Source organism: Acidobacteriota bacterium, assembly GCA_040754075.1.
Lineage (GTDB): Bacteria > Acidobacteriota > Blastocatellia > UBA7656 > UBA7656 > JBFMDH01.
This window is the reverse complement of record JBFMDH010000007.1, coordinates 170754-196100: the sequence shown is the minus strand read 5'-3', so window position 1 is coordinate 196100 and position 25347 is coordinate 170754. Positions and strand designations below refer to the sequence as shown.

At 48.0% G+C, this 25347-nt stretch carries 21 protein-coding genes; 18 read left to right on the top strand and 3 right to left on the bottom strand.

What is annotated here, in order from left to right:
- The 3 genes from AB1757_10245 to AB1757_10235 all read right to left on the bottom strand — a co-directional run.
- Positions 1–633, bottom strand: a 633-nt coding sequence (locus AB1757_10245) for a CHASE3 domain-containing protein (GenBank protein MEW6127409.1), incomplete at its 3' end; no start/stop codon positions are given.
- A 1-nt stretch (position 634) separates the two neighbouring features.
- The gene (locus AB1757_10240) at positions 635–2185 is read right to left on the bottom strand and encodes a CheR family methyltransferase (GenBank protein MEW6127408.1); all 1551 of its coding nucleotides are present in this window, start codon (positions 2183–2185) and stop codon (positions 635–637) included.
- Positions 2186–2205: 20 nt separating this feature from the next.
- Positions 2206–2676, bottom strand: a complete 471-nt coding sequence (locus tag AB1757_10235; GenBank protein ID MEW6127407.1) for a chemotaxis protein CheW — start codon at positions 2674–2676, stop codon at positions 2206–2208.
- 739 nt (positions 2677–3415) lie between these two features.
- Between AB1757_10235 and cysC the strand changes: the two genes are divergently transcribed.
- From cysC to AB1757_10145, 18 genes are all read left to right on the top strand, one after another.
- Positions 3416–3979 (top strand): adenylyl-sulfate kinase, encoded by a 564-nt coding sequence (gene cysC, locus AB1757_10230; protein ID MEW6127406.1) that lies wholly within the window; start codon positions 3416–3418, stop codon positions 3977–3979.
- Between the two features lie 95 nt (positions 3980–4074).
- The gene (locus tag AB1757_10225) at positions 4075–5679 is read left to right on the top strand and encodes an alkaline phosphatase family protein (protein ID MEW6127405.1); all 1605 of its coding nucleotides are present in this window, start codon (positions 4075–4077) and stop codon (positions 5677–5679) included.
- A gap of 85 nt (positions 5680–5764) precedes the next feature.
- A complete protein-coding gene (locus AB1757_10220) occupies positions 5765–7393 on the top strand; it encodes an alkaline phosphatase family protein (protein MEW6127404.1) in 1629 nt (542 codons plus the stop codon).
- A gap of 106 nt (positions 7394–7499) precedes the next feature.
- The gene (locus tag AB1757_10215; GenBank protein MEW6127403.1) at positions 7500–10121 is read left to right on the top strand and encodes a YfhO family protein; all 2622 of its coding nucleotides are present in this window, start codon (positions 7500–7502) and stop codon (positions 10119–10121) included.
- Complete coding sequence (locus AB1757_10210) at positions 10090–11700, top strand: oligosaccharide flippase family protein (protein ID MEW6127402.1); 1611 nt, start codon at positions 10090–10092, stop codon at positions 11698–11700. The genes AB1757_10215 and AB1757_10210 overlap by 32 nt, the downstream gene beginning before the upstream one ends.
- 34 nt (positions 11701–11734) lie before the next feature.
- A complete protein-coding gene (locus AB1757_10205; GenBank protein ID MEW6127401.1) occupies positions 11735–13414 on the top strand; it encodes an alkaline phosphatase family protein in 1680 nt (559 codons plus the stop codon).
- 26 nt (positions 13415–13440) lie between these two features.
- A complete protein-coding gene (locus AB1757_10200; GenBank protein MEW6127400.1) occupies positions 13441–13716 on the top strand; it encodes a DUF433 domain-containing protein in 276 nt (91 codons plus the stop codon).
- Positions 13717–13766: 50 nt separating this feature from the next.
- A complete protein-coding gene (locus AB1757_10195; protein ID MEW6127399.1) occupies positions 13767–14114 on the top strand; it encodes a DUF5615 family PIN-like protein in 348 nt (115 codons plus the stop codon).
- Between the two features lie 173 nt (positions 14115–14287).
- Positions 14288–14773, top strand: a complete 486-nt coding sequence (locus tag AB1757_10190) for a DUF4365 domain-containing protein (protein ID MEW6127398.1) — start codon at positions 14288–14290, stop codon at positions 14771–14773.
- Positions 14774–14777: 4 nt separating this feature from the next.
- A complete protein-coding gene (locus tag AB1757_10185) occupies positions 14778–15260 on the top strand; it encodes a DUF4365 domain-containing protein (GenBank protein MEW6127397.1) in 483 nt (160 codons plus the stop codon).
- A 52-nt stretch (positions 15261–15312) separates the two neighbouring features.
- Positions 15313–16419: a hypothetical protein gene (locus AB1757_10180; protein MEW6127396.1), complete on the top strand. Its 1107-nt coding sequence runs from the start codon at positions 15313–15315 to the stop codon at positions 16417–16419.
- Between the two features lie 26 nt (positions 16420–16445).
- Positions 16446–17213: a glycosyltransferase family 2 protein gene (locus tag AB1757_10175; GenBank protein ID MEW6127395.1), complete on the top strand. Its 768-nt coding sequence runs from the start codon at positions 16446–16448 to the stop codon at positions 17211–17213.
- Positions 17214–17254: 41 nt separating this feature from the next.
- Entirely contained in the window at positions 17255–18310 is a 1056-nt protein-coding gene (locus AB1757_10170) for a lysylphosphatidylglycerol synthase transmembrane domain-containing protein (GenBank protein ID MEW6127394.1), read from the top strand.
- 25 nt (positions 18311–18335) lie between these two features.
- A complete protein-coding gene (locus AB1757_10165) occupies positions 18336–19985 on the top strand; it encodes a hypothetical protein (protein ID MEW6127393.1) in 1650 nt (549 codons plus the stop codon).
- Complete coding sequence (locus tag AB1757_10160; GenBank protein ID MEW6127392.1) at positions 19985–21775, top strand: glycosyltransferase family 39 protein; 1791 nt, start codon at positions 19985–19987, stop codon at positions 21773–21775. Before AB1757_10165 ends, AB1757_10160 begins: the two co-directional genes overlap by 1 nt.
- Positions 21776–21835: 60 nt before the next feature.
- Positions 21836–22618, top strand: coding sequence for a glycosyltransferase family 2 protein (locus tag AB1757_10155; GenBank protein ID MEW6127391.1), 783 nt, complete (start codon positions 21836–21838; stop codon positions 22616–22618).
- Positions 22611–23882: a glycosyltransferase family 4 protein gene (locus AB1757_10150; GenBank protein MEW6127390.1), complete on the top strand. Its 1272-nt coding sequence runs from the start codon at positions 22611–22613 to the stop codon at positions 23880–23882. Before AB1757_10155 ends, AB1757_10150 begins: the two co-directional genes overlap by 8 nt.
- Positions 23836–25326: an oligosaccharide flippase family protein gene (locus AB1757_10145; GenBank protein ID MEW6127389.1), complete on the top strand. Its 1491-nt coding sequence runs from the start codon at positions 23836–23838 to the stop codon at positions 25324–25326. Before AB1757_10150 ends, AB1757_10145 begins: the two co-directional genes overlap by 47 nt.
- Positions 25327–25347: the final 21 nt, after the last annotated feature.

Below are 25347 nucleotides of genomic sequence, written 5' to 3'. Positions count from 1 at the left end.
GAGTGGCACGGCGATGTTGCGCGTCACCAGAAACGCTGTCACGCCAAGGAGGATGAACGCCGCCAGCACGCCGTAGAGGATGATTGACTTGGTGCGGTCGGCGCTGGCTTTGGATTCACTGCTGCGGCGTGTCATTAGTGTATTCTCTTCGTTTGATATTTCAGCAATGCGGTTGCGTACTTCATCCATCAGATGCTTGCCTTTGCCTGTAGCTACCAATTGCACGGCGGGGGTGAAGCCCTTTTCTTTGCGCGTATCAACGATCTCTTTCATGAAGGCGAACTTTTCTTTGATCAGCGGCTCCAGATCGTTGAGGCGGCGCGCCTGATTGGGGTCGGCGATCAATTGCCGGAGTTCGGGCAAGACCTGCTCCAAGGTGGCGATGCCCAGGCGATAGGAATCCAGATAGCTGTCCTCTCCGGTGATGACGTAGCCACGCGCGCCGCTCTCGGCATCCGGCAGGGTTGAGTACAATTTCTCCAGCCTTGCAAAGACCTTGTTGGTGCGCTCCACTTCTTCGGCATCAGCGCGCATTCGGGAAGCGCTCTGATAGGAGACCGCGCCAATGATGATCATGATCAGCAATGCCAGGGCGAACCCTGCGCCTATCTTGGCTCCAACAGATACTCTCATATTACCCTCCTCTATGGGTTGCGGTCTGGCTCATTGTCTGGATGAGTTGGATGAGTCCTGCGGCAGTCAATCCTTCGGCCTCCGGCACTGGGTCGTCGGCATGGTAGTCGCGCAAAAGTCCCAGCGCGTTGTGAAAATACTTTGCCGCTTCTTTGGTTCTACCAAGCCGCCGCGCAATGCCGCCCAGCGCAAAGTGCGCGAGCGCGAAATGCTGATTGAGATAGAGGGCGCGTTTGAGCGAGGCAATAGCATCGTCAACTCTCTCTTGCTCCTGTAGTATGGTGGCGCGCAGGTAACGCAATCCCGCGTCGAATTTATCGGCAACAATTGCTTGTTCGCACCATTCGAGCGCTTCCGCCAGATTGCCCTCGTTGGCTGCTGAACGCGCCAGCAGCGCCAATTCCTGAACCGTACAATCGTCGGGCGAAGATGCGTTCAAGAGATTCGCTTTAACCTCCGCATAACGCCCCTGTTCATACAATGAGCGAGCCGCGCCGTAGCGGTCTTGCTCCGCTTCACCCGATAAGGATTCTTCAACTTGAACAGCCGGAACTTCTGTTGTCTCGTCGGCGCGCGGCGGCTCCAAACCCGACAGTGAATCGTATGACCATAACGATTCGCTCATTTCAGCAGGCGTCTGTGGGGGGAACGGGGTGGATGTTGTCGTGAAAGGTTCCTCCGCTTGAGAAGGTTTAGGCGAGCCGCTCGCTTTCTGATAAAAGGTTGCGCCCTCGAAACTGACTGCTTTGAATTCCGAGTTGAGCAGGTGGGCGCTCTCCATAGGGCTGGTTATCAGCCATCCTCCGTCCGTGAGCGCGCGGTAAAATTTATGAATCACGCTCCCGGCCTGGTCGGCGACAAAATAGATCAGCACATTGCGGCAAAAGATTACATCCATAGCGTTGGTTTGATTCAAAAGCGCGGGGTAAAAATCTTCCGTCAGATTGAGATAATCAAACGTCACCATCTGCTGAATCTCTTTGAGGATTTCATAACGGTTGCTCCCGCGCTGGTTGAAATAGCGCTCTTTCAACCAGGGCGGCGCGTCTCGAAACGACCATTCGCTGTAATTACCGTCCATTGCTTTTTGCAAGGCGCGTTGATTGATGTCGGTTGCCAGTATGGTGATGTGCCAATCCTGAAGGTCTGGGAGCATCCTCTTGAGTAGTATGGCAAGGGAATAAGGCTCTTCGCCCGAGGCGCAGGCGGCGCTCCAGATTCTCAGGCGTTTTTGACCACTGGCGCGACGGCTTTCAAGCAAGGCAGGCAGAATGTATTGCTCCAAAATCTCAAAGCTTTTTTGGTCTCTGAAGAAATAGGTTTCCCCTACGGTCAGGTGACTTGCCAGAATACCGATTTGTTCCTTTGTCGGAGTTGATGTCTCCAGCCATTTGAGGACGGCCTCCGCGTTTTGAAATCCAAGCTCGGCAGCAGCAGTCTCGACGGCGCGCGCCAAGTCGCGCCACTTGGCTTGTGGGAAGTGCATGCCGGTCAGGTCAGCTATGCGCCGACTGAGCTGAGAAAGTAGAGAGTCTGAGATAGCGTTTGCCATTTGCTTACTGCTGTTTGTTGTTAATGCAGCACTTCATTCAAGACCTGCTCTTCTTCAAGAGACAGGAACCGATTGAGGTCATGAATGAGAATTAGCCCGTCTTTGAGTTTCAGCACGCCCTGTAAATATTCCAGGTCGGGCAGAATAGTGTCTGCTGTGATAAGCGGTGGCTCGGTGATTTCGAGAACGCCGCTGACCGCGTCAACCACGAAGGCGAAGGCGCGGGTTGCCGTGTGTACAATCAGGAGACGGTCTTCGATTTCTGGTTCCCGCTCCGGCAGGCGAAACCGCTTACGGAGGTTGACGACGGGAATGATTCGGCCTCGCGCATTGATCACGCCGGAAACAATCTCCGGCGCTTTCGGCAACGGGGTGACGCTGACGGCGCGAATCGCGCCCTCGACAACCGCCAGGTCTATACCAAAATCAGACTCGTCCAGTTTGAAAACGACAAGGTGAGTCAGCGTATTAAGGTTAGTCGATATATTCATAATGCGCCGCCGTGAACGCTACCTCTTGCCTCCAATAAGTTCAGGAGAAACAAAAGGTGATTCGATTGAATGTCTTTTATCTTTACTGTTGCTGTATTTCCAGAATCTCACCCCCCCCACACGCTTTGGCGTAATGGGGATGATGAAGAATTACTTCCATGCATCTGTTTCAACAGCTTTCTGCTAACCAATAAAAAGCCGTTCAAACAGTTAGGGGAATTTTAAGCAACCACCTGCACCTTGATGCATCAAGGTTTAATTGAATTAGAGAACTGAATGCCGCTAATGCTGATTAGCGAAGCGGTCTTATTTTTATCTTGCAGCGATTGCGTGCTTTGAATTAAACGTAGCGTTTGTTTGGCTACGTTGGGTTGTAGCTCGGATGCGCCTTATGGTCAGCCATCCGAGAGATTAGTTATTGAACCTGCCCGTAGCGATGTTTCCGTGTTTGACCTCCGTATTATGAATCAATGAACCAGCCATTGCAATAGATACAAATTGGTTTACAGCAAATCTGCTTGCCGATTAATCATTGCCGGTAGCTGTAGCCTGGAGTTCGCGCAGATGTAAACAGATTTGAATTTCAAAGCCGCCCCACCTTAACCGGCTCCTGACATCTAATGCCCTCTTGCGCTGACCTTTCCGAATAGCTGCGGCTCGTGTATAGTCAAAAACTTTATACACTAACGGCTGTGTGAATGTAGTTGACAGAGCCGATAACATTTTCATCGGAGAGGTAATGAAACAAAAAGGTTTTACAATTTGGTTTACGGGACTTTCAGGGGCGGGCAAAACGACGCTCGCTCGCTTGCTTGAACCCGAACTGCAAAATCGTGGATACAAAGTTGAAGTGTTAGATGGCGACATCGTGCGCACCAACCTTTCAAAGGGGCTGGGTTTTTCCAAAGAAGACCGCGACACCAATATTCGTCGCATCGGATTCGTTTGCAACCTGCTGGCGCGCAATGATGTGATAGCCATTGCCGCAGCCATCTCGCCTTACAAAGAAGTACGCGACGAAGTGCGCGACGATTTACAGCGTTTCGTTGAAATCTATGTCGAATGCCCGATTCCTGTACTCGCCGAACGCGATGTGAAGGGGTTGTACAAAAAAGCCCTCGCCGGTGAGATTAAAAATTTCACAGGGATTGATGACCCTTATGAACCGCCCGTCAGTCCCGAAGTCATTGTGCGTTCGGATACCGAAGCGCCCGAAGAAAGCCTCGCCAACATTTTAGCGAAACTTGAAGCGCTGAATTTCATTGAACCTGTCGTTAAAATCGGACAGGCAAATGCCGATTGATTGATGGGTGAATGGAATCACCAAAAACGCGAAGAACCTGAAATCCAAATATAATTCTTCGCGTTTTTCGCTGCTTTCGTGTTTAGATTGAATCAATGAAAACCGTAGTCATAGGATTAGACGGCGCGACCTTCGACATCATCAATCCGATGATTCAAGCAGGACGACTCGCGAATTTGTCTCGCCTGATGCGCGAAGGTTCGCACGCGCCGCTTCGTTCAACCATCCTGCCCAACAGTTTTCCCGGTTGGTCGAGTTGCACGACCGGAACCAGCGAAGGCATGCATGGGGTTTTTTCGCCGTTCATTAAAAACCGCAATGCTTATACGGTGCGCGCCATGAGCGGGCGCGATATTCAAACCCGCCACGTCTGGGATTTACTAACCGAACGAGGCGGGCGTTCGATGATTATCAATGTGCCGACCACCTACCCGCCCGAACCCTTGAATGGGTTGATGGTCACAGGGATGCTCACGCCCAATCAACAGGTCGAATGGACTTATCCGCATTCGCTGAAAGCTGAAATTTTAAATCGCCTTCCTGATTACATTATTGAACCGGGACGCCACCCCGATAAACACGCGCGCGCAATGGAATTTCGACGCGCCAGCCAGTTGCACGAACAACTCGCGCTGCATTTAATGCAGAGTAATGAGTGGGATTTTTTCATGGTGGTGTTTTCGGTTTTAGACCGCGCGCAACATGATTTCTGGGCGGATATGGACGTCCGCCATCCGCGCCACAATCCCAATACACCACGCGAATTTCAAACTTTTATTCACGAAACTTACGCGCAACTGGACGGAGCTATCGGACGATTGCTTGAAAAGTTACCCGCCGCTTGCCGTGTCTTTATTGTTTCCGACCACGGCTTTTGTTCGGAACTTTACGAAGTTCGCGTCAATGAAGTGCTCGCTCAGGCAGGGCTTTTGACATTTAAGACGAACCGTAAGAGTCAGGCGCAAATTAAAACCCTGAAAGAAAAAGTGTCGCGCCGCTTATTTGGTAAACGACTAAGCGGCAACTCGCTGGAACGCAAAGTGCAATACGGCAGCGCCTTTTTGGATGAGATAGATTTCACTGGCACGCGGGCTTTTTTCGCGCAGGACAAAGGCGTCTGGGTGAACCTCAGGGGGCGCGAACCGCAGGGCATGGTTTCGGAAAGTGATTTCGATTCGGTTGTCGAAGAAGCGCGCGCGGCTTTGATGAATTTGACCTCGCCGGTTGATGGCGAGCGCATTTTTGAAAGCGTGATGCGACGCGAGGCGGCATTCAATGGCGCAAATAGAGAGCTGTTGCCCGATTTGGTAATGGTTCCATTGCGCGATGAATACGTTTACAACGAGCGACCAAGTTACAATGAGGCGATTGTTGCCGCCGATTCAACCACCGGAACCCATGCGAAAGACGGTATCTTCATCGCGTGGGGGCAGGGAATCCAAAGCCATACGACGTTTCGCCAGCAACCGAATTTGCGGGATATGGGTTCGACGGCGCTTGCTTCACTTGAATGTCCATTGACCGAAGATATGGATGGACGCGCGATTGATGAAATTTTTCAAGAACCGCTCGCGATAACTCGTCAGGGCAGTTCATACCGCGCTGAAACAGAAATGTCATCAATCAATGAATCGGTTTATAAAGCCGATGAAGAAGCGGAACTGCGAGAGCGCCTGCGGGCGCTCGGTTATATTGAATGAGTCTGGAGTCTGGAGTCTGGAGTCCTGTGTCAAAGATTTGGTAAGCGGACTTCAGACTCCAGACTCCAGACTCCAGACTGTTAAGATGAAAATTTTAATTATTGGACTTGATGCCGCAACGTTTGATTTGGTGAAGCCCTGGGCGGCGGCAGGCTTCCTTCCTACGCTTGCGCGATTGATGCATGAAGGCGCGTATTCGGTGATGTGTTCAACCCCGAATATGCATAGCGCCTCGGCGTGGACAGCGATACTCACGGGACTGAATCCCGGACGACACGGATTATATGTATTCAACGACCGCGATTTTGCCACCGGCAAACAGGTCTTTTTTAAAGGCGGCGACCGCCAGGGCGAATTGATTTCCGCGCATCTCGAAAAACACCGTTTAACCTGCGGATTTTTGAATGTGCCGATGACCTATCCGGCGGAATGTTTTGATGGCGGCTATATGATTAGCGGTCTGGATGCGCCGTCGCTCGGTGACAGCGCCTTTTGTCCGCCATCGCTTCGCGAAGAACTTTTCCAACGATTTCCCGATTATTATTTTACCCCGAAAAACATTGGCGATTTGATGAGCGCAGGTCGCATTGCAGATGCCGTGCAGGCGTGGCTTGAGATGATTGAAATCCAAACCTCGGCGGCGGAATATCTGATAGAAAAATACCCGACCGATTTTTTCATGACGGTGCATACGGCAAGCGATTGGGGCGGGCATAATCTGTGGAAATATTTCGACGAATCGCATCCCGAATATCAACCAAACTCGCCGCATCGTGACAGCCTGCTCAACATCTATCGCGCGCTTGATAGGGCAGTGGCGCGGCTTTTGCAATTGACGACTGACGATACTCAGGTCTATGTGATTTCCGATCACGGCATGGGAAAACACACGGGCGCGTCCTATCAGTTGGCGGCGTGGCTCGAAGCAAAGGGCTTTATGGTCAGAGCTAACCAAGCCGCTTCAAATGCCTCACTCATCAGTAAAAGTCGCAGCCTTGCTAAAAAAATTCTCCCGGCTGCGGTCAAAGAAAAGATTAAATCCGGCATCGGTGAAGCGCGTGTCAAAGCCCTGCAGGTATCCGAAAAAGATTCGTTTTACGCTTCGATTGATTGGTCTCGGACTCGTGCATATACAGAAGCCGGACGCCATGTGATTAATCTCAACCTTGCAGGGCGAAATCGCGATGGCATCGTTCAAGCGGAAGATTATCAAAAGGTTTGTGATGAGCTTATCGAAGCATTAAATGAATGGCGCGATGCGCGAGGCATAAAAGTCGTTGAGCGGGTGGTTCGCCGTGATGAGGTTTATCAAGGTGAATATGTGAGTCGCGCAAGCGACCTCTATATTTACTGGAACCCGCAAGCGCAGGTGGGCGAGCCGCCGAAATCGGTAAAAGCCAAAGGCTACTGGTGGAGCGGCGACCATCGCCCCGAAGGTATTTTGATTGCCAGAGGCAAAGGCATTCGCGCGGTTCGGGAATTAAAAACTTCGAGCGCCCCACAAGTCTATGACCTGGTGCCGACGATTTTACATAACGCGGGACTCGCGGTTCCCGCGTCGCTTGATGGTCGGGTAATTAACGAGATGAGTGAAAATCGCGAACCCGTAAAATTTTCTTCAACAGCGCAAAATTCCGAACATCAGAGCAGCGCGCTGAGTGAAGAAGAAGAGCGTTTAATCGAAGAAAAACTCCGGGCGCTCGGATATATGTAAGGGCGTCTCTTTGGCTGAAAATCAGAGCAGGGATGAACCGGTTGCTAATCCTGCCTATTCGGTTTTTCCCTGTTAAATTTTTTCCGAAATTAAAATCTGATAGCGAATGAATAAAACGGCGACAACCAACCGGCGAGTCCACTTAATGAATATCGCCTTCATCGTTCTGGTTGTCGTTGCGTTGTATTGGCAGGTGTTCTTTCTCGGCAAAACCATCATTGATGTTGATACGCTGAACAATCAATTGCCCTGGGGGTATGCGGCAAATGAGAAGGTCAATCATCCATACAATCGCCGCGACCCGACCGATATGTATTTGACGAGAGAATATTTTATCGTCGGGGCGTATCGCAATGGCGAACTGCCTTTGTGGAACCCTTACACATTCGCCGGGCATCCGATTTACGCAGACGGTGTGACGCGCATCTTTTCACCGACGCTGCTGGTCTACACTTTTTTGGATTTGCCTGTCGGTTATTCCGTAGCGCGGCTTTTGGAACTCATCTTGGGCGCGATTTTTATGTATCTCTTTTTAATCGCCATTGGGGTGAGCGCGCGCGGGGCGCTTGCCGGGGCATTGGTCTTTGAACTCTCTGCGCATTCGCTGTTTCATTTGACGGGCTTGGGTTGGTGGGGCGGTTTGATGTGGTTGCCGTTGATTTTTCTTTTTGTTGATCGCGCCATCACTCGAAATAATTTCAAGTATGCCATTCTTGCCGGGGTGTTTGTGGCGTTGCAATTTTATTCGGCGTATATGCCGAATCAGATTTATTACCTTGGCGCGGTGACGCTTTATTATCTGGTTTTCGGTAGGAAAGTAAAACGTCGCACTCATACAGATTTTGTTGCCTCATTAACGACTAAACGCCTGGCATTGATGCTTGCGGTCACCCTCGCTGTTGGCTTTCTATTGTCGGCTTCACAATGGATACCGGTGATGGAATTGTTGCAGGCATCGAATCGCCGCATTGTTCCTGTGCAAACCAGTTTTATTTATTTGCCGCCCTGGTATCTGTTGACTCTGATTTTTCCCAACCTGTTTGGCACGGCTTACGACCCGCAATTTGTGAATCTGTTTACCGCGCTCAATGTTTCACACGACCACAGCTTGTATCTGAGCATTGCCGCATTGTTGCCACTCGGTTTTCTGTTTTATTCAACCTGGAAAAAACGCCGGGACGCAAAAGGGCAAAATCAGGAAGCCACAAATTTAAGTTTTAAAGAGCAACGGTCAAAAAACCTGGACGCGGTTGAGGCAGTTGATTCGCAAGTACCTGTTGATGATTATCTTCATCAACAGCGCATCGCATTTTTTATCTTTCTCATTATATTTGCCATTTTTGTCATGATGGTCGCGCCGCTCTATGTCCACCTCACGCGATTTATTCCGGTATTACAAACAATTCGTGTCATCGTTCGCGCCGGCGTGTTGTTTATCTTTGCGGCTGCGGTTTTGGTGGCTTTCGGGTTTGACCGATTACTGAATACGCCCCGCGAAACATTTACCGGATTTTTTCGACTTGCCGGGAAATTTGTAATCGCGGTTTATGGCTTTGCGGGGTTGGCAATTTCGGTTTTCTATCTGTTCAAACTCACCGGTTGGTTAGGGAACACCAGTGCCGAATACAGCGCCGGTTCCGGTAAACTGGCGTATATGAAAAGCGTAATTGCCGCGATGAGTTCGCAATTTGCGCCGCCCAATCTGAATATTTTATTGCCGCTCGGTTTTCTGTTGCTGGTCTACCTGCTCTCGCGCCTTTGGATTCAAGGGCAACTCAACCGGAATTATTTTTACTGGTCGTTGATGATTTTTTTGGTTGTCGAACTGGCGATTAACAGTTGGCAATATGATAAAGCGCACGATGCCGCACGGGTTTTTCCGAAAACCGCGATTACCGAAAAATTGAAAACCTTGCCGCCCGGACGGGTGCTCATCACGCCTTCCGGTATCGAATCGAACCGGCGCGCTCATTTGAGCGAAGAAAAAGTCATCGCTCCGCCAAATACCTTGCTGGCTTACCAGATTCCAAGCGTGACCGGCAAAGACCAACTCTTTCCGAAAGCCTATAGAGAATTCTGTTCATTGATTGAGCCGCAAGACCGTCTGAGCCATGTGGTGTTCGATGAAACGACGTCGCCTTTTTTTGATGCCTTGAATGTGCGTTATGTCATAACTTATGAATCGGCAACGCCGCCTTTGAATCATCAATTGATTATGAAAGCCGAGGGTGTCGCGCTATATGAAAATTTGAATGCTCTTGCGCGAGCTTATTTTGTTAAAAGCGTCACTTCTCAAAATGGTTTGAAAGCGGTTTTGCCGGAGCGCTTGCGACAATCCGATTTCGATATAAAGAGCGAAGCGGTAATTGGCGAAGGGAATGCATTACCGCAGAATTTCAGTGTCGGTGAAGCGCAAATCATCGAAGACCGGCGCAACCGTGTAGTCATTGAAACTGAAAACGCAGGCGAAGGGATACTGATATTGAGCGATACCTATTATCCCGGCTGGCAGGCAACGATTGATGGCAACGCGGTTGAGATTTTTCGAGCCAATCACGCGATGCGCGCGGTGCGCGTGCCTGCCGGGCGTCATGTGGTATCATTTTCGTTCGCGCCGAAACCATTCACTACATCCATTTATTTGAGTCTGACAACTTTGTTTATGGTGCTGGCAATCTTGATATTTATGCAAATCAATCAACAGAAAAAAATCCGCAATCCGCAGTAGGCTTGAGCCTGCCCTGCAATCCGCAATTAAAGGAGATGCCGCCACGATTTACGACAAGATAAAAAATACGGTTAAACACACGATAATTTACAGCATCGGCAGTTTTGTGAGCAGCGCCTTTGGCGTGCTGCTGATTCCGCTCTATACGCGCAAACTGCGAGCCAGCGAGTATGGCGTTCTGGCGTTGATGATGGTGACGCTCACGCTGGTCTCTGTGGTTTTAAAATTCGGATTAAACCAGGCATTTTTTCGCCATTATTACGATACCGAAGACCCTGAGCATCGCCACCGCATCGTCGGGTCAACCTTCATCTTTTTGCTGTGCTCAACAATCTTATTCACCGCCGTGCTCTACTGGTTGGCTCCGCACATCGCTATGCGGGCATTCACAGGCGAATCTCAACGTCCAGACCTGTTACGATTGATTTTTCTCATCGGTTTTTTTGAAGTCATCAATATCATTCCCGATTCGATATTGCGCGCCAAATTTTATTCGGCACGGTATTCGGGGTTGAACATCACCGCGTTTATCGTACAAATCGCTTTGATCTGCTATCTGGTCTATTTTGTTGAAGCCTCTGTGAAGATGGTTTTAATCGGGCGATTAATCGGCGTGGCGTTTGAAACAGCGATATTTTATGTGGCGGTCTGGCGCGATCTCAGTCTGAAATTTTCATTTCAGGAAGTACGCGACCTGCTGGCATTCGGTTCGCCGTTTATTTTCAGCGCCATCGCTTCGACGCTCTTCATTATGATTGACCGGTTTTTTCTGGAGCGCTATTCGGGCGAAACCGAAGTCGGGGTTTATTCGCTGGCAAACAATGTTACCGGCGCGGTCACGGCGCTGGCGATTATGCCTTTTTCACAGGTCTGGACAGTGATGCGCTTTAAGGTCATGAATGAAGAAGGTGCCGATGAATACTATTCGCGGGTGCTGACCTATATCGTCTTCGTCAGTATGTTTCTGGCACTGGGTGTCGCGGCGCTGGCAGGCAATGGATTGTTATTATTTGCTCATAGAAGTTATTACCTGTTTCCGACGATTCTGCCGTTGCTGGCATTGTCGGTGGTGCTCGATAGCGCGTCGCGGGTGCTGAACGTCGGCATCACCTTACGCAAACGGACGCTGTATGGTCCACTATTGACCATTGCCGCGCTCTTGTTCAATATCGCGCTCAATTTTTGGTTAATTCCGCGTTATGGCAGCATCGGCGCAAGCATTTCCACTCTGCTTTCTTATGCCTTTTTCTGCATCATTCGTTACACAGTGTCCAATCTGTTTTTTCCTGTCCACTATGAATGGCGACGGGTTTTTATGATCCTCGGTATCGGCAGCATCATCATTGCGTCGTTTTATGCTATTGATTTTACGATTGCGTCTTCGCCACGCAAAACCTTACTGGTGCTGACCGGACTCATCAAAGCCTGTATCGCGTTGATGTTTCCCTTTGCGCTACTGGCTTTGCGATTTTATGACCAACGCGAATTAAACCGCATTTCGGAAAAATGGCAGCAGCTTGTTGCCTTGATAAAAAACGGCAAACGAGAAGCGGTATTGCTGAGAGATTCGCGCAGTTGATATTCAATAATTCGTCTACTATAGTTTTTCGTTTATGAGTAATAAGGTTTTATTCATCGGGCTGGATGGCTCGACATTTGACGTTCTCGACCCGTTAATGCAGCAAGGCTTGATGCCACGTCTGCAAAAATTCATTGGTGAAGGGGTACGCTCACCGCTTGAAACCACCATTCCGCCAATCACCCCGACCGCCTGGGTGTCGTTTGCCACCGGCACCAATCCCGGAAAGCATGGCGTACTGGAATTCTTACTGCGCCGCAAAGGTTCAGGCGAACTCCCCGATACTCCCATCAGTTCACGTACACGCGATGGCTTGCCGTTTTGGGACGTGCTCGGCAATCTCGGCAAATCCGGTATTGTGACCAATATGCCGGTCACTTATCCGCCGAATATGGTCAACGGCGTGATGGTCGCAGATTTTTTAACCCCACGCGGACGCCAGGATTTCACTTATCCCGCAAGCCTTCGTCAGGAAATCGAATCGAAATTTGGTGATTATCAACTCTACATCACAGAAGTTTACGCGCCCGGCAATGTCGATAAGATGCTCGACCAGTTTTTTACAGAGTTGGAGTATAAGACCAAAGTCAACCTTTATCTGATGCAAAACTACCCTTGGGAAGTTTTTGTCACCCATTATTGGAGCACCGACCGCTTTCAACATGAATTGTGGCATGTGTTGGATAAAACGCATCCATTCTTCAATCAAAAAGAGCACGACACCCATATTGATCGCATACGCGAATACTGGCGCACAGTTGACGCGACACTAGGAACGTTGTTCGATGCGGTTGATTCAGACACCACGATTTTTATGGGGTCGGATCACGGCTTTGGCCCGATTCATAAATTTCTCTGCTTCAACGTCTGGTTGATAGATGAAGGGCTGCTGGTTTTAAAACGCGATGCCATGACGCGCTTGAAAAAAGCCTTGTTCAAATTGGGACTGACGCCCGATTTGGGATATCGCGCGGCGATGAAACTTGGCTTGGCGCATTTGCGGCTGTCCGTAGGCGTTACCAATCGTTCAAAGTTGATGAAGCTGGCGAATGCTTTAATGCTATCGCTTGAAGATGTCGATTGGACACGCACCAAAGCTTTTTCAAAAGGCAATTACGGGCAAATTTTTATCAATCTGAAAGGGCGCGAAAAACACGGCATCGTTGAACCCGGCGCGGAATACGAACAGGTGTTGCAGGATGTCGTTTCGCGTCTAAGAAACCTCATCGACCCGCAAACCCAACAACCGCTAATCGGTCCCATCTGGCGACCCGAAGATTTATACAGCGGCGCGCATACCGAAGAAGCGCCTGACATTCAATTTCTGCCGACCGATATGACCAACAAACCGCTCGGCACGTTGGATTTGACCTCGAACAAATTCATCACTCCGGTCTATGGCAATTCCGGCGACCATCGGATGCACGGCATTATGATTGGACGCGGCGCGAATTTGCGACAAGGGGTGCAATACACCGGAGCGCGCATCATCGATTATGCGCCGACCATCTTGCACACCCTCGGCATAGAGGTTCCCGCAGATATGGACGGTCGCGTGTTGGAAGAAATTTTTACCGAAGAGTATATGCGACAAACCCCTGTGCGACGGTCGGATGCTTCGGTGTATGTTGGCTCAGGCGATGTCGATGTGATGAGCGACGAAGACAGTGAAGAAATCCGCGAACGTCTGCGCGCGCTCGGTTATCTCGGTTAGAATGATTTGGAAGTAGGTGACAAATTATGAGTGTAGGATTAGCCAACTTAGTCAGAACAGCAGATATATGTGGGGGACGGTTAAGGGTTGAAGGCACTCGCATCACGGTTAATCAAATTGTCTCTCTTTACAAGCGAGGCATGAACGCTGAGGAAATCGCGGACGAATACCCCCAATTAAATCTGGCACAGGTTTATACTGCCCTGGCTTACTATCATAGCAACCGTGATGAAATCGAAAGTGATTTAGAGTCGGAAAGAGCAGAAGCTGAAGGGTTAGAAACAAAATTTAAGAAACCATAGCCGTTTCAGGTTGGATGTATCTTACGAAGTAGAGCCAGGTAGTAGGGGTTATGAGAATCAAGTTATACATTGACGAAGATGCAATGTCGCACGCCTTGGTTCAAGGGCTTCGTGCACGCGGGCTTGATGTTATAACAGTGTTTGATGCAGGAATGGTAGGCGAATCCGATGAATCTCAACTTGAGTATGCCACTGCTCAAGGGCGCACACTTTATACTTTTAATGTAGGAGATTTTTGCAGGCTTCATGAGAGTTATCTGAGTCAAGGAAGAGAACACGGCGGAATTATTGTAGTTTATCGTCAGCGATACTCAGTTGGAGAACAGTTGAAACGTTTATTGAGTTTAGTAGATAGGAAAACCGCCGATGAAATGCGAAATCACCTTGAGTTTTTATAAGTATTGATGGGCGACGAAGACAGTGAAGAAATCCGCGAACGTCTGCGCGCGCTCGGTTATCTCGGTTAGAATGATTTGGAAGTAGAGGTGAATTGTGAATTTGGGAATAGTAATCGGCAGGACTTACAGAGGTAGCTTTCCTGAAATAGAATCTATTTTGGCTAAAGTTTGATATGTCAAATGAAATTGGAGCCAGAGGCGAATCCTTATTTATCGTATTACTTACCAAAGCTTATGGTAGGAAGTATCATTTATTTCGTCCTCAATTTTTAGGAGATAAATGGCCGGGTATAGACTTTATCATTGAATTAATAGGTAGTGGCATTACGACGGCATACTTTTTCGTTCAGGTGAAAACCACAAGACTCGGTTATACAAGAAAAGGCAATCGCCTTAAAATCAAAGTCAGCAAGGACGAACTTAATAATTTAGCTTCATATTGTGCGCCAACTTACGTTGTAGGCATAGATGAAGTCGGAGAAAAAGGTTTTATTCTTTCTGCAAAGAAACGGTGGAAAAAAGGCTTGACCAGTTTGCCCACGCATTTCCCAATCAATGAAGATAATCAAAAGTTCCTTTGGGAGGAGGTGAGAGATTATTGGAAAAAGTCTAAAATGCATAAAGGGCGATCAAAATTTTATGACCTTGGACGGAGATAATTCAATGGAGAAAAGTAACTCTTTTTTACTAGCCAAAAGAGCCGAAGCGCTTGCGACTGTGTATCTGACGAGAAGGGACGATTTGAAAATTCATGAGCAAAGCAATAATTATGGATTCGACTTATTAGTTGAAATTAAAAATGGGCAAGTAGCAACCGGCAGATTTTTCGGTGTGGAAGTAAAAAGATTACCCGGTCACCAAAAAGTTCAACTCTTAAAGCCATCTCAGGATGAATTCAGGATTAACTTGAAACCAATTACCTTTCCCAAAGACATTCCTTTTCCGTTGTGTCTCTTTATTTTTAATATGCAAACGGACGAAGGCTATTATCGGTGGATTAAAGAACCTGCGTTTGGGGCGGATAATCAGCCTCTTTTAAAATTAAATCAAAAGAGTAAATTCAAATTTCTTGATAATAAATCTTTGGATGAAATTATTGCTGCCGTGAATAATTGGTATGACAATCAGTTAAAGATTCCAGCCTGATATTTCGATTCATGATTTCACCCGTGCAAAAGATGAGATTGGAGGTAAAGCGATGAAAAGTTGCTTTGCGCTTTTGGTTTTTGTGCTTTTGACGGGAACTGCATTCGGTCAGGATAGACCGGAGCAAATCAGCAACGAATTCCAACCCCATACCCAAACCGAACAAATTAAGAATGAAATTTATCGGTTGGCAAATTCATCTTCAATAAGTGAACGCGCCTGGGCAGCATATCTGATTGGCAAACATAATTTGAAAGAGATAGCGCCGTTGCTTCTTGAATTACTCGCAGACCGAGAGAACCGGAATCATTATGAAGAATTTGCTTTCTCAAACGTGGCGCTTGATGCGTTGGTTCAATTGAATGCAACCGTACCCGCAGAAGCCTTGGTTCCAATCTATACGCACTATCCGCATCAAGTCTTGATTCTTCTGGCACTGTCTCCGGCGGAAAATCAAAAAGTCTTACTTGATATTGCCAAAACCCAAGCTGTCCCGGATATCTTCTGGCTGATGACTCACAATCTGCTCAGCGAAAGTAAAGCAAAAGGATTTGCCGCGTTAATACTCCGGGATTTGCACCTGGAAACTTCTGTTTCTGTGCAGGATGATGAAAGTCCAGGTTATGGATTTGGCGGCAGCATCGGCAGCGGCAACCACCATAATTTCAAAAAAATTCCCGAAGGCTTTCCGCCAACCGCGATTTACGCTTTGACCGGTAATGCGGAACGTGGCGCGACGGTGATTGCGCCGGGAAAACGCCCGGTCTTTTACCTGCGCCAGATTCTTGAGCCGGGAACCACTAGCCGTGTGAGCGTCGACCGCGCTTTTTATTTGCAGGATAAAGATGAAGCGGCGCTTGAATATCTCGCCGCTTTGCTCGATACCACACAGGACGATTTGAATTTAGTTGCCAGAGATTTTCAAAAGCTGATTTGGAAAGGCAAAGAGAAATACAAGACCGATATTGAGGCAATTAGAAAAAATGTGGAAACGGATTTCTCAAATTTAAAATATCGCTTAATGGAAAAAGGCTTATTGACCGAGGATGAATTTGAAGCCGGTAAACTCAATCTGGCAATTAAAATTTATGACAGGCGAGCCGTTAAAAAAATTCCCTTGCCGGATTTATCAGGCATTACCAAAGCCGAAGAAAATTAACAACGAAAGAATCCAAAAAATATTCGATGCCATTTAACACCATCTCCGCAGTATTGCCTGCATACAACGAAGAGGAAAATATTGAAATCGCGACAACGCGAATGGTCGAGGTTTTAGACTCATTAAATCTTACGGATTGGGAAGTCATCATTGTGGATGACGGTTCGGTTGATCAGACGCCGGAAATTGTCGATAGACTTGCGGTTGCCAATCCCGAACACATTCGCGTCATTCATCATCAGCCCAACAAAGGCTATGCGCAGGCATTAAAGAGCGGCTTTACCAGCGCCCGTCACCAACTGGTTTTTTATACCGATTCAGATAATCAATTCGATGTGCGGGAAATCAAAAACCTGTTGCCGCTTATTGAAAACGCCGACATCGTTTGCGGTTTTCGCATCTATCGCTTTGACCCGCTCACCCGCCTGGTATTAGCCTGGGGCTATAATCTGCTGGTGCGCATGATATTTCGTATCAATGTGAAAGATGTTGATTGCGCGTTTAAATTATTTCGCCGTGAAGTCTTTGACCGCGTGACCATCGAATCGAAGAAATTTTTTGTCGATGCCGAGATACTCGCGAAAGCCCGTTACTACGGAATGAAATTGGTTGAAATCGGCGTGCGCCATTATCCGCGTCAGGCGGGCAGGTCTACAGTTCGCGCCAGTCATATCTTTTCAACCCTCAGAGAAATTGCTCAGATGTGGATGAATATCCATTCAAAACCGCGTCATTCCGAGAAGGGGAGAACGGGCGAAGGAGAGAAAGGGAGAAAGGGAGAAAGGGAGAGCTAGGAAATTTACTCTCAAAATTTTCTATTTTTCCTGTTGATTCAATGAATCGAATGAGTGAAGCGCAAGACGACAATCAAACATTGGAAAAAAAACGCGGCTTGAATTGGCGCGGCGTGATTCAGGTCTGTATCGGGATCGGCGCGCTTGCCCTGTTGATTTACAAATCCGATACTCACGCGCTTTTGGAAGCTATCAAAACCACACGCATTTCATACTTGCCGTTTGCGGTTCTGATGACGATTCTGGTGAACTGGTTGATGGCTTATCGCTGGGGCGTGATTTTGAATGTGCGTGGGCAAAAAATAAAAACTCACCGGTTGTTTTTATACTATCTCATCGGCATTTTCTTCACCAATTTTGTGCCGGGTGGCGGCATCAGCGGTGATGTGGCGCGACTCATTTATGCCGACCGTGAGGTTCGCGATAAACCGTTTGTCTTATCAACGCTCATTTATGAACGGTTGGTCGCGCTGTTTGTCCTGTTGTCACTGGGTTTTTTTGCGACCCTGGCGAGCCGCAATGATTTGCCCGAAGGTCGGGCATTCTATCTCGGTGAAGCCGTACTTGCCGTCGCGTTTTTAGCCTCAGCAAGTTTGATGAGCGAGTTCTTATCATCAAGGCTCGCCAAATTGGCGCAATGGATTGGCAGAAAGGTTGGTCTGGAACGCCTGGGGCTTGCCGTCGCGCGAACCCTTGAAGCCGCATCGGAACTTAGAAAACATAAAAAGATGTTGTTAATGACCGTTCTGCTTTCCATTCTCATTCGCGTAGCTTGGGGCTTGGGTTGTTTCATCGTCGCGCAGGCGATGAATTTGCCGGTGAGTTTCCCGATTTTATTTTCATTTATCTCGTTGATTGATATTGTGCGAATGTTGCCGACGTGGGGCGGCGGCATTGGGGTTCGCGAGTGGGCGCTGGTTGCGCTCTTTGCCAATCTCGGCATTGCCCGCGAACAGGCGTTGATGTTTTCATTTCTGGCGTTCGCGCCGGTGATGTTGAATGCGTTCGTTGGCGGCATCATCTACACTTCAAGCGCCGGTATCTTGAAAAAAGAATTGCAGGGCGGGACAGTGCCCACCAAACAGGTCGAAGTCTAAAGCGAAGATGAGCGATAACCACCAATTGAAAAGGAACATTTTCTGCTTTTTACTGCTGGCGCTTTTGACCGTCGCCATCTTTTCTGAGCTTTATAATCGGGAAAACTCGCTCTCCTATTCAATCGGCTATAACCTGTACGGCGCTGAGCGTGTGCTTGATGGCGAAATCCCTTACAGAGATTTTCACACCCTCTATCCACCGGCGATTGTCTATCTCAACGCAGCGATTTTTAAATTATTCGGCATCACCCTGCTCAATGCCTTGTTTACGGTCATGCTTTTTAAAGTAGGTACAACGCTGGTGATTTATTTATGCGCCAGACGAATGTTGCCGATCAGTTGGTCGCTGGTTGTAGCGGCATTTTCATTAATCTGGCTGAGACCTAATGGCCCATTTAAAGCTGTACCGATGCACTATGGAGCATTATTTCTGGCGCTGGCATTGTTTTTTCTTTTGAGCAAACGGTTGAATGGTTCATTGATTTTATCTGCCGGAATTGCGCTCGGCGTCCTTACATTGTTCAAACACAACATCGGCGCGTATGCCGTGCTGGCGACATTGGCAAGTTTTCTGGTCGATGAAACCTCAAAGAAATTTTCTATCAGATATTTTTTCACCAGTTTAAAACCCATCACGTGGCTGCTCATTGGCGTAGCTTTGCCGGTCTTGCCGACGCTTTTTTTCATCTGGTCGAAAGGCGCATTGCGACAGATGATTGCTGCCTTACTTTTCGGACCCGGTGAATTTTTATTGAATAGACTCGCGGCTGCGCCAATGCCTTTCATTCCCCTCGGTTTTGCCGTTTTGCTTGGGATCTTTTTGTTAATGATGAATAAAGTTAAAGCGCAACCGGTTATTTCAACTGCGATTTCACTGATTGCGGTTTTGTTAATCGCGGGTTGCAGTTTGGTTGGTAAGCAAAGTTGGGTTGATGCGTTGATATTCTATCTGCCGGTTTTCACGATTATTGCCGGGTTGCTTTTTGTGGTTTACGCGAGCCGTTTTGAATTCGCCAATCAACGGGCAGGCTTGCTGGTTACCTTATTTACCGCTGCTGCCTTGATGGAAGCCTTCCCGCGATTTGCGCGTGAACAGGCAATCGCCGCCATGCCATTCGTCGCCCTGTTGCTGCTATTTCTGCTGTTTAATTTCAGACCGTTGATTGAAAAATTCATCGGCGCGAATTTGAACCTCAAAATGACATTGGCGATACTTCCGCTTTTACTGTTTGTGATGGGCGCAAGACTTTTTGCACAGACCTTTTTTGATCGGGCATTGCGTTTCAAGAGCACAACTGAACTCGCAATCGCTCGCGGTCGCGGCGTCTATTTTCCCGCTGAAAAAGCCGCTGAAATCGATCAGGTGACGAGTTACCTTCGCGAACGTGTGCCGGAAGGCGGTTATTTTTTTGCCGAATCCTATGCCGGGTCATCATTTCTCTTTCTCGCTGACCGCAATAATCCGTCGGGCGCGCAATTCTGGGGTGGGGTCGGTGTGAAAGAGCGCGAACGCATTGAAACACTTGAGGCATTGAAACGCGAAGATGTGCAAGTGATTGTCACCAACTCAAGAGATTTGGAAGCCGAAAAATATCCGCCAATGCGCGAATTTATTAATCAGAATTTTAAATTGACCAGACAATTCGGCGACGTGCAGATTCTCGAAAAGCATTGATGAGCGTTTATACCGAACAAATTGAGTCCGAAACCAAAACCCCGCAAACCCTGGTGATGCGCAGTCTGCCTTGGGTCATCACCCTTGTTGCCGGACTCATCTGTTACGGACTTTTTTACAATCGCAGCGTGTGGCTTTCGGTAATCGGTTACAGCATCTCGCCCGCCGAACGTGTGCTTCAAGGCGAAGTGCCGTATCGCGATTTTCTTTACAACTACACGCCGGGCATCCTCTGGCTCAATGCCTTCCTGATGAAAATCTTGGGCACGAATTTGCTGACCGTTCATCTCGGATTATTCGCTTTTAAACTGGCGACCTTGCTCGTTCTCTACCTGGTCGCGCGAAAACTTGTCGGGCAGTGGTTCGGGTTAATTCCGGTTGCGCTGACGCTGAGTTGGATCGGTTACAAATATATATTCGGGGTTTTTCCGACGCAGTATTCGATGCTTTTTGTGCTGTTCGGTATTTACTCCATGCTCAGGTTTGATGAACGCGAAAAAACAATTTGGTTACTCGCTTGCGGGTTAAGCGTCGGCGCGGTCTTTCTCTTTAAATACAATGTCGGGATTTTGCTATTTGGCGCAGCAACCTTGATTGTCTTTATCAAGCAACTCACAATTTCAAATAAATCACTTGGTCAACGCTTGATTCATACTTTTAAAATCGCCGCGATTTTCTGGCTGGGTTTTGCGATGGCGCTGGCTCCGTTGATTTATTACCTGGTGAAGCATCAGGCGCTCCAGGCAATGATTAACCACTTCCTGCATCATGCCTCGGCATATAGCGGAGAACGCGCGGTTGCGCTTCCCGGCTTGAAATGGTTAATCCCGGTTATTGCCGGGTTGATGGTGGTGAGCGGGGTTGGGGTTGTTGTCGCTCGCAAAACTCTGAAATATTTTAATGCTTTTGTTGGGATGGTCGTTCTGGTTGCCGGGGCAGTGCTGTTTTATCCCAACCGCGCTTTCATTATTAAAAATTCGGCGATGGCAACCGTCGCTTACCTGCCGCTCTTTTTGTTTTTCGCCATCGCCATCGGGCTGCTGATTAGTTACTGGTTTTTAATCCGCAATTCACTGAGTACGGGCAAGGCAAAATCATTAACCAATAAACGCGAGTGGTGGACATACAATCGCCAGGTGATCATCGTCGGTTTATTTGCGCTTGGCGCTTATCTGGAAATTTACCCGCGAGCCGATTACTACCATGTCATTCGCGCGCTGCCGCCAACATTTTTGTTGATGACGCTGTTGCTGGTAAAAGCTGTGCCAATTTTACAGGAAATGTTTAGCGCCCAATCGCCATTATTAAAACCCGCAATCTATCGGGTCATAGGCGCAGTGGTTATGCTGTTTGGTTTTGTTGGCGTGCAAAATTCCTGGCTTCCGAACTTCGATGCTAAATTTCGTTTTATTGACCGCGCAGCGGTTAATATCGAACGCGCGCAAGGGATTCTCGTGCCACCCAAACAGGCTGAATTCATTGAACAACTCACGCAGGCGATTCAGTCCAACTCTTCACCCGACGATTATATTTTTTCGTTTGGGCAACGCGGCGCGGGCTTTTATTTTCTTGCAGGACGACCGAACCCTACCAAATTTGTCTGGTGGCGCAATGTCGGCATTTCCAAAGCCGACAGAGAAGCGGTCATTCAGATGCTTAATGAAAAACGGGCGAAACTGATTCTTTTGCAAGACAGTTTAAAAGATGCGCGGGTGCGCGAAGCCGTCGCCGCAAATTACCATCAGGTTGGCTGGGTGAGCGGCATTGCGATTTATGATCGCAATACATAATCAGACGGTGATTCAAGTAGCTAACCTTGAAAATTGAATTATTGAATTCTGGGAGTGTGAATGTATAAAAATTTTCTCGTTGCGGTTGTCATGCCAATTCATAACGAAGCGCAACAGATTGAACGGGCAATCGCGCGTATACCGGATTTCGTTGACTATATCTTTGCCGTTGATGATGGCAGCAGCGATGCAACCTGGCAAAAACTTTATTCAATCGGTGACCCGCGTTTGCAGCGATTGCGCCATGAAAAAAATCTGGGAGTCGGCGCGGCAACCAAAACCGGTTATCGTCAGGCGTTAAAAAGTGATGCAGATTTCGTTGCGGTGATGGATGGCGATGGGCAAATGGCGGGAGAGGATTTATCTGTCTTGCTCGATGCGGCAATCGAGGGCGCTGATTTTGTAAAAGGCAATCGTTTTCTATCGCAAACAATCAAGCGCATGCCTTTAGGGCGATGGATTGGCAATTGTTCATTCAGTTTTTTAACTCGCCATGCGGTTTCATTCTCAGAAAAAATTGATGCGCAATGCGGCTTTACGGTGATTCGTCGCCGGGCGCTTGATTGCTTGAATATTGAAGGGTTGTTTAATCGTTATGGCTTTCCCAACGAGATGTTTTTTGAGGCGCATCGCCAGGGCTTAAAAATTGCCAATGTGCCGGTGCAAACCATCTACGGCGACGAGGTTTCCGGCATCAACCCGTTTAAAGTCGTACCGATTATCGGTTGGTTAATCGCTCGCAATTACTTGAGAAGAAAATGGTCAATTCTGACAACCGGTTGGGCTGCATCGGCAAAGCGCCCGCTCAGGAGATTTTTAAAAGCAGAGCCAATCAATGAATGATGCAGAGGCATTGATGAATTCCACCAATAAAAAAAGGTTGTTGATTTTAACCAGTTCATTTCCGAATTCAAAGACAGATGAAACCTGCGCTTATATTCGTGAATTCGCTGAGCGCCTCGCTGCTGAATTTGCGGTTACGGTGTTTGCGCCAAACGATGCGCGAGCCGTGAATGATTCATATGATGAGTTTCAATTGGTACGTCCGAATAATTTTATCCCGTCAAGATTTGAGCCAATGCAAGCCAGTCGGGATTTGAATGAACTGGTTTCGCAAAATCTCTTTAACAAAATTCTGTTGCTTGTTTCGCTAACTGGATTTTTCCTTCGCGCTTTCGTTCTGGCGCTTCGCGCCGATGTGATTTGTTCACATTGGCTTTTGCCTTCGGGAATGATTGGAGCCGTCATCGCGAGGGCGCTGAATAAACCGCATTTATTAATCGAGCATTCGGGGGCTTTGCATTGGTTGCGGGGTCAATCCATCGGTCGCTGGTTGGCGAAATTTATGGTTGATGCAAGCAGCCGCGTGGTTGTCGTCAGCCGCGATTTGCAGGAAAAACTGCTTGCGCTCTACCCGCAGGCAAAGGGGAAAATCGAACTTATTCCAATGGGGATTTCGGTTCCGGCATTCGCAAAAAATTTAGCTTTAAATCAATCGGCGAAGATTCGACCTTCTGTACCTGGCAAAATTTTATTCATCGGTCGATTGGTTGAAATCAAAGGCTTGACGGTTTTGCTCAAGGCATTAGCCGACCTGCCCCACATTCAATTATTAATTGCCGGCGAAGGCGAGCAAAAAAATAACTACAAATCGCTCGCCGGACAACTCAACCTCAATGCCGAGTTTTTGGGACAGGTTGGTAGAAATGAAAAACGTCAGTTGCTTGCCGCGTGCGATGCGGTGGTGATTCCTTCAATGGTTTTACCCGGTGGACGAACGGAAGGCGTGCCTGTGGTTATGCTTGAAGCGATGGCGGCAGGGGTTCCGGTTATTGCTTCAAATGTCGGTGGGCTTGCGGAAATTATTGTTGATGCTGAAAGCGGATTACTGTTTGAGGCTGGCAATTCTGAGAGGTTAGCTGAGAAAATCAACCATTTAATTGCCCATCGCGAATTGCAACGACGGTTGAGCGTCAATGCACGACAATTGGTTGAAGCTTATGATTGGCAAATCGTCGGTTCGCGGTTCACTGAAATGATTAATCATATTTTGAGGATGAATGGCTCAGTCGCAAGTTACACACCCGCCCGCAAACCAAACGCCTGATGTTGCGAAAACCGCCGGTCGCGGAACGATTTATATTACGCTCGCCAAACTCTGGTTTATCATCAGCGGTTACGGCATCGAATTCACCTTGCCGCGATTGCTGACGAAAGAAAATTTCGGACTCTATAAAGTCGTCATCGGCGCGATCTCCATCATCAATGCGGTTATTGTCACCGGCACTCAGCAAACCGTTTCAAAATATATTTCCCAGGACGAATCAAAAGCCGATTCAGTCAAATTCCAGGCTCTCAAATTACAACTACTGGTTGGCGGAGTTGCTGCACTGGGGTTTTTTCTTTTGTCGCCGCTTATTGCCGATTATTTGAATGATGAACGGTTGACCGACTATTTGCGCATCGCTTCATTGATTACCCTTTCGTATGCTTTTTATGCCGTGTTTATTGGTTATTTTAACGGTCAGAAAAAATTTTTAACCCAAGCCGCGCTCGATATGGCGTATTCAACTTTTAAATTTGCCTTTATCGTTTTACTTGTCATATTCGGTTTGGGTGTTGCCGGTGGCGTCGGAGGATTTGCATTGGCTGCGGCAAGTGTGTTGGCGCTGTCTGCGGTAGTTGCCGGACGCGGCACACGATTTGGCGAAGTTCAAACCAGCGAATTATTCAAATTTCAAACTTATCTGTTGTTATTCACCCTGGTTTTAAATCTGTTGCAGAAAGTTGATTTGATGCTCGTCAAAGCCTTGTCTTCAGATGATGTGACGATTGCCAGTCGCAACGCCGCGGATTATGGCGCAGCAATCAACATCGCCAATATCACCTATCAGATTATCATCTCGGTAACCTTTGTCATTTTTCCGCTGATTTCCGCAGCGTCGTTTGTTGATGACCGGGAAAAGACCCGCAAGTATATCGGCAATACTTTGCGCTATTCGTTAATGATCATGTTATTGACCGCGACTTTGTTCTCGGCGAACGCCCGCGAGGTACTATTCGTGCTCTATCCGAGTGAATATCAACCGGGCGCGGGAGCGTTGATGGTGGTTGCGTTCGGGATGTTGTTTTTCGGCTTGCTTTATATTTTGACGACCATCATTTCAGCCAGCGGCAATCCGAAAATCTCGCTGGCAATCGGCATACTGGCTCTCGGTATCAGCGCCGTTCTCAACTATTTTTTAATCCCGGCTTATGGACTGACCGCAGCAGGGGTAGCGACAACCATCGCGATGTTAAGCGGGGTGATTGCCGGGTCGATTTATCTGTTTACGAAATTTAAAACCTTGATGCCAATTACATCTATCATACGCCTGACGGGTTGCGCCGCAGCGGTCTATGCGCTCTCAATGGTTTATTCACCGGCATCAAAAATTTTAATCCTGGTTAAGCTCGCCATTTTGGGACTGATTTATCTTGCTGCATTATTGCTAAGTCGTGAAGTCGGACGCGAAGAGGTTGTCCTCATCAAACAGGTCTTAAAAAAATGAATGTGGGTGATTCAATCTTGA

Excerpts from the sequence above, each read along its gene's own strand:
- AB1757_10235 (MEW6127407.1), bottom strand. The coding sequence starts at position 2,676 with ATGAATATATCGACTAACCTTAATACGCTGACTCACCTTGTCGTTTTC.
- AB1757_10145 (MEW6127389.1), top strand. The coding sequence starts at position 23,836 with ATGGCTCAGTCGCAAGTTACACACCCGCCCGCAAACCAAACGCCTGAT.
- AB1757_10150 (MEW6127390.1), top strand. The coding sequence starts at position 22,611 with ATGAATGATGCAGAGGCATTGATGAATTCCACCAATAAAAAAAGGTTG.
- AB1757_10225 (MEW6127405.1), top strand. The coding sequence starts at position 4,075 with ATGAAAACCGTAGTCATAGGATTAGACGGCGCGACCTTCGACATCATC.
- AB1757_10185 (MEW6127397.1), top strand. The coding sequence starts at position 14,778 with ATGGAGAAAAGTAACTCTTTTTTACTAGCCAAAAGAGCCGAAGCGCTT.
- cysC (MEW6127406.1), top strand. The coding sequence starts at position 3,416 with ATGAAACAAAAAGGTTTTACAATTTGGTTTACGGGACTTTCAGGGGCG.
- AB1757_10170 (MEW6127394.1), top strand. The coding sequence starts at position 17,255 with ATGAATCGAATGAGTGAAGCGCAAGACGACAATCAAACATTGGAAAAA.
- AB1757_10190 (MEW6127398.1), top strand. The coding sequence starts at position 14,288 with ATGTCAAATGAAATTGGAGCCAGAGGCGAATCCTTATTTATCGTATTA.
- AB1757_10180 (MEW6127396.1), top strand. The coding sequence starts at position 15,313 with ATGAAAAGTTGCTTTGCGCTTTTGGTTTTTGTGCTTTTGACGGGAACT.
- AB1757_10155 (MEW6127391.1), top strand. The coding sequence starts at position 21,836 with ATGTATAAAAATTTTCTCGTTGCGGTTGTCATGCCAATTCATAACGAA.
- AB1757_10200 (MEW6127400.1), top strand. The coding sequence starts at position 13,441 with ATGAGTGTAGGATTAGCCAACTTAGTCAGAACAGCAGATATATGTGGG.
- AB1757_10215 (MEW6127403.1), top strand. The coding sequence starts at position 7,500 with ATGAATAAAACGGCGACAACCAACCGGCGAGTCCACTTAATGAATATC.
- AB1757_10160 (MEW6127392.1), top strand. The coding sequence starts at position 19,985 with ATGAGCGTTTATACCGAACAAATTGAGTCCGAAACCAAAACCCCGCAA.
- AB1757_10220 (MEW6127404.1), top strand. The coding sequence starts at position 5,765 with ATGAAAATTTTAATTATTGGACTTGATGCCGCAACGTTTGATTTGGTG.
- AB1757_10240 (MEW6127408.1), bottom strand. The coding sequence starts at position 2,185 with ATGGCAAACGCTATCTCAGACTCTCTACTTTCTCAGCTCAGTCGGCGC.
- AB1757_10175 (MEW6127395.1), top strand. The coding sequence starts at position 16,446 with ATGCCATTTAACACCATCTCCGCAGTATTGCCTGCATACAACGAAGAG.
- AB1757_10205 (MEW6127401.1), top strand. The coding sequence starts at position 11,735 with ATGAGTAATAAGGTTTTATTCATCGGGCTGGATGGCTCGACATTTGAC.
- AB1757_10195 (MEW6127399.1), top strand. The coding sequence starts at position 13,767 with ATGAGAATCAAGTTATACATTGACGAAGATGCAATGTCGCACGCCTTG.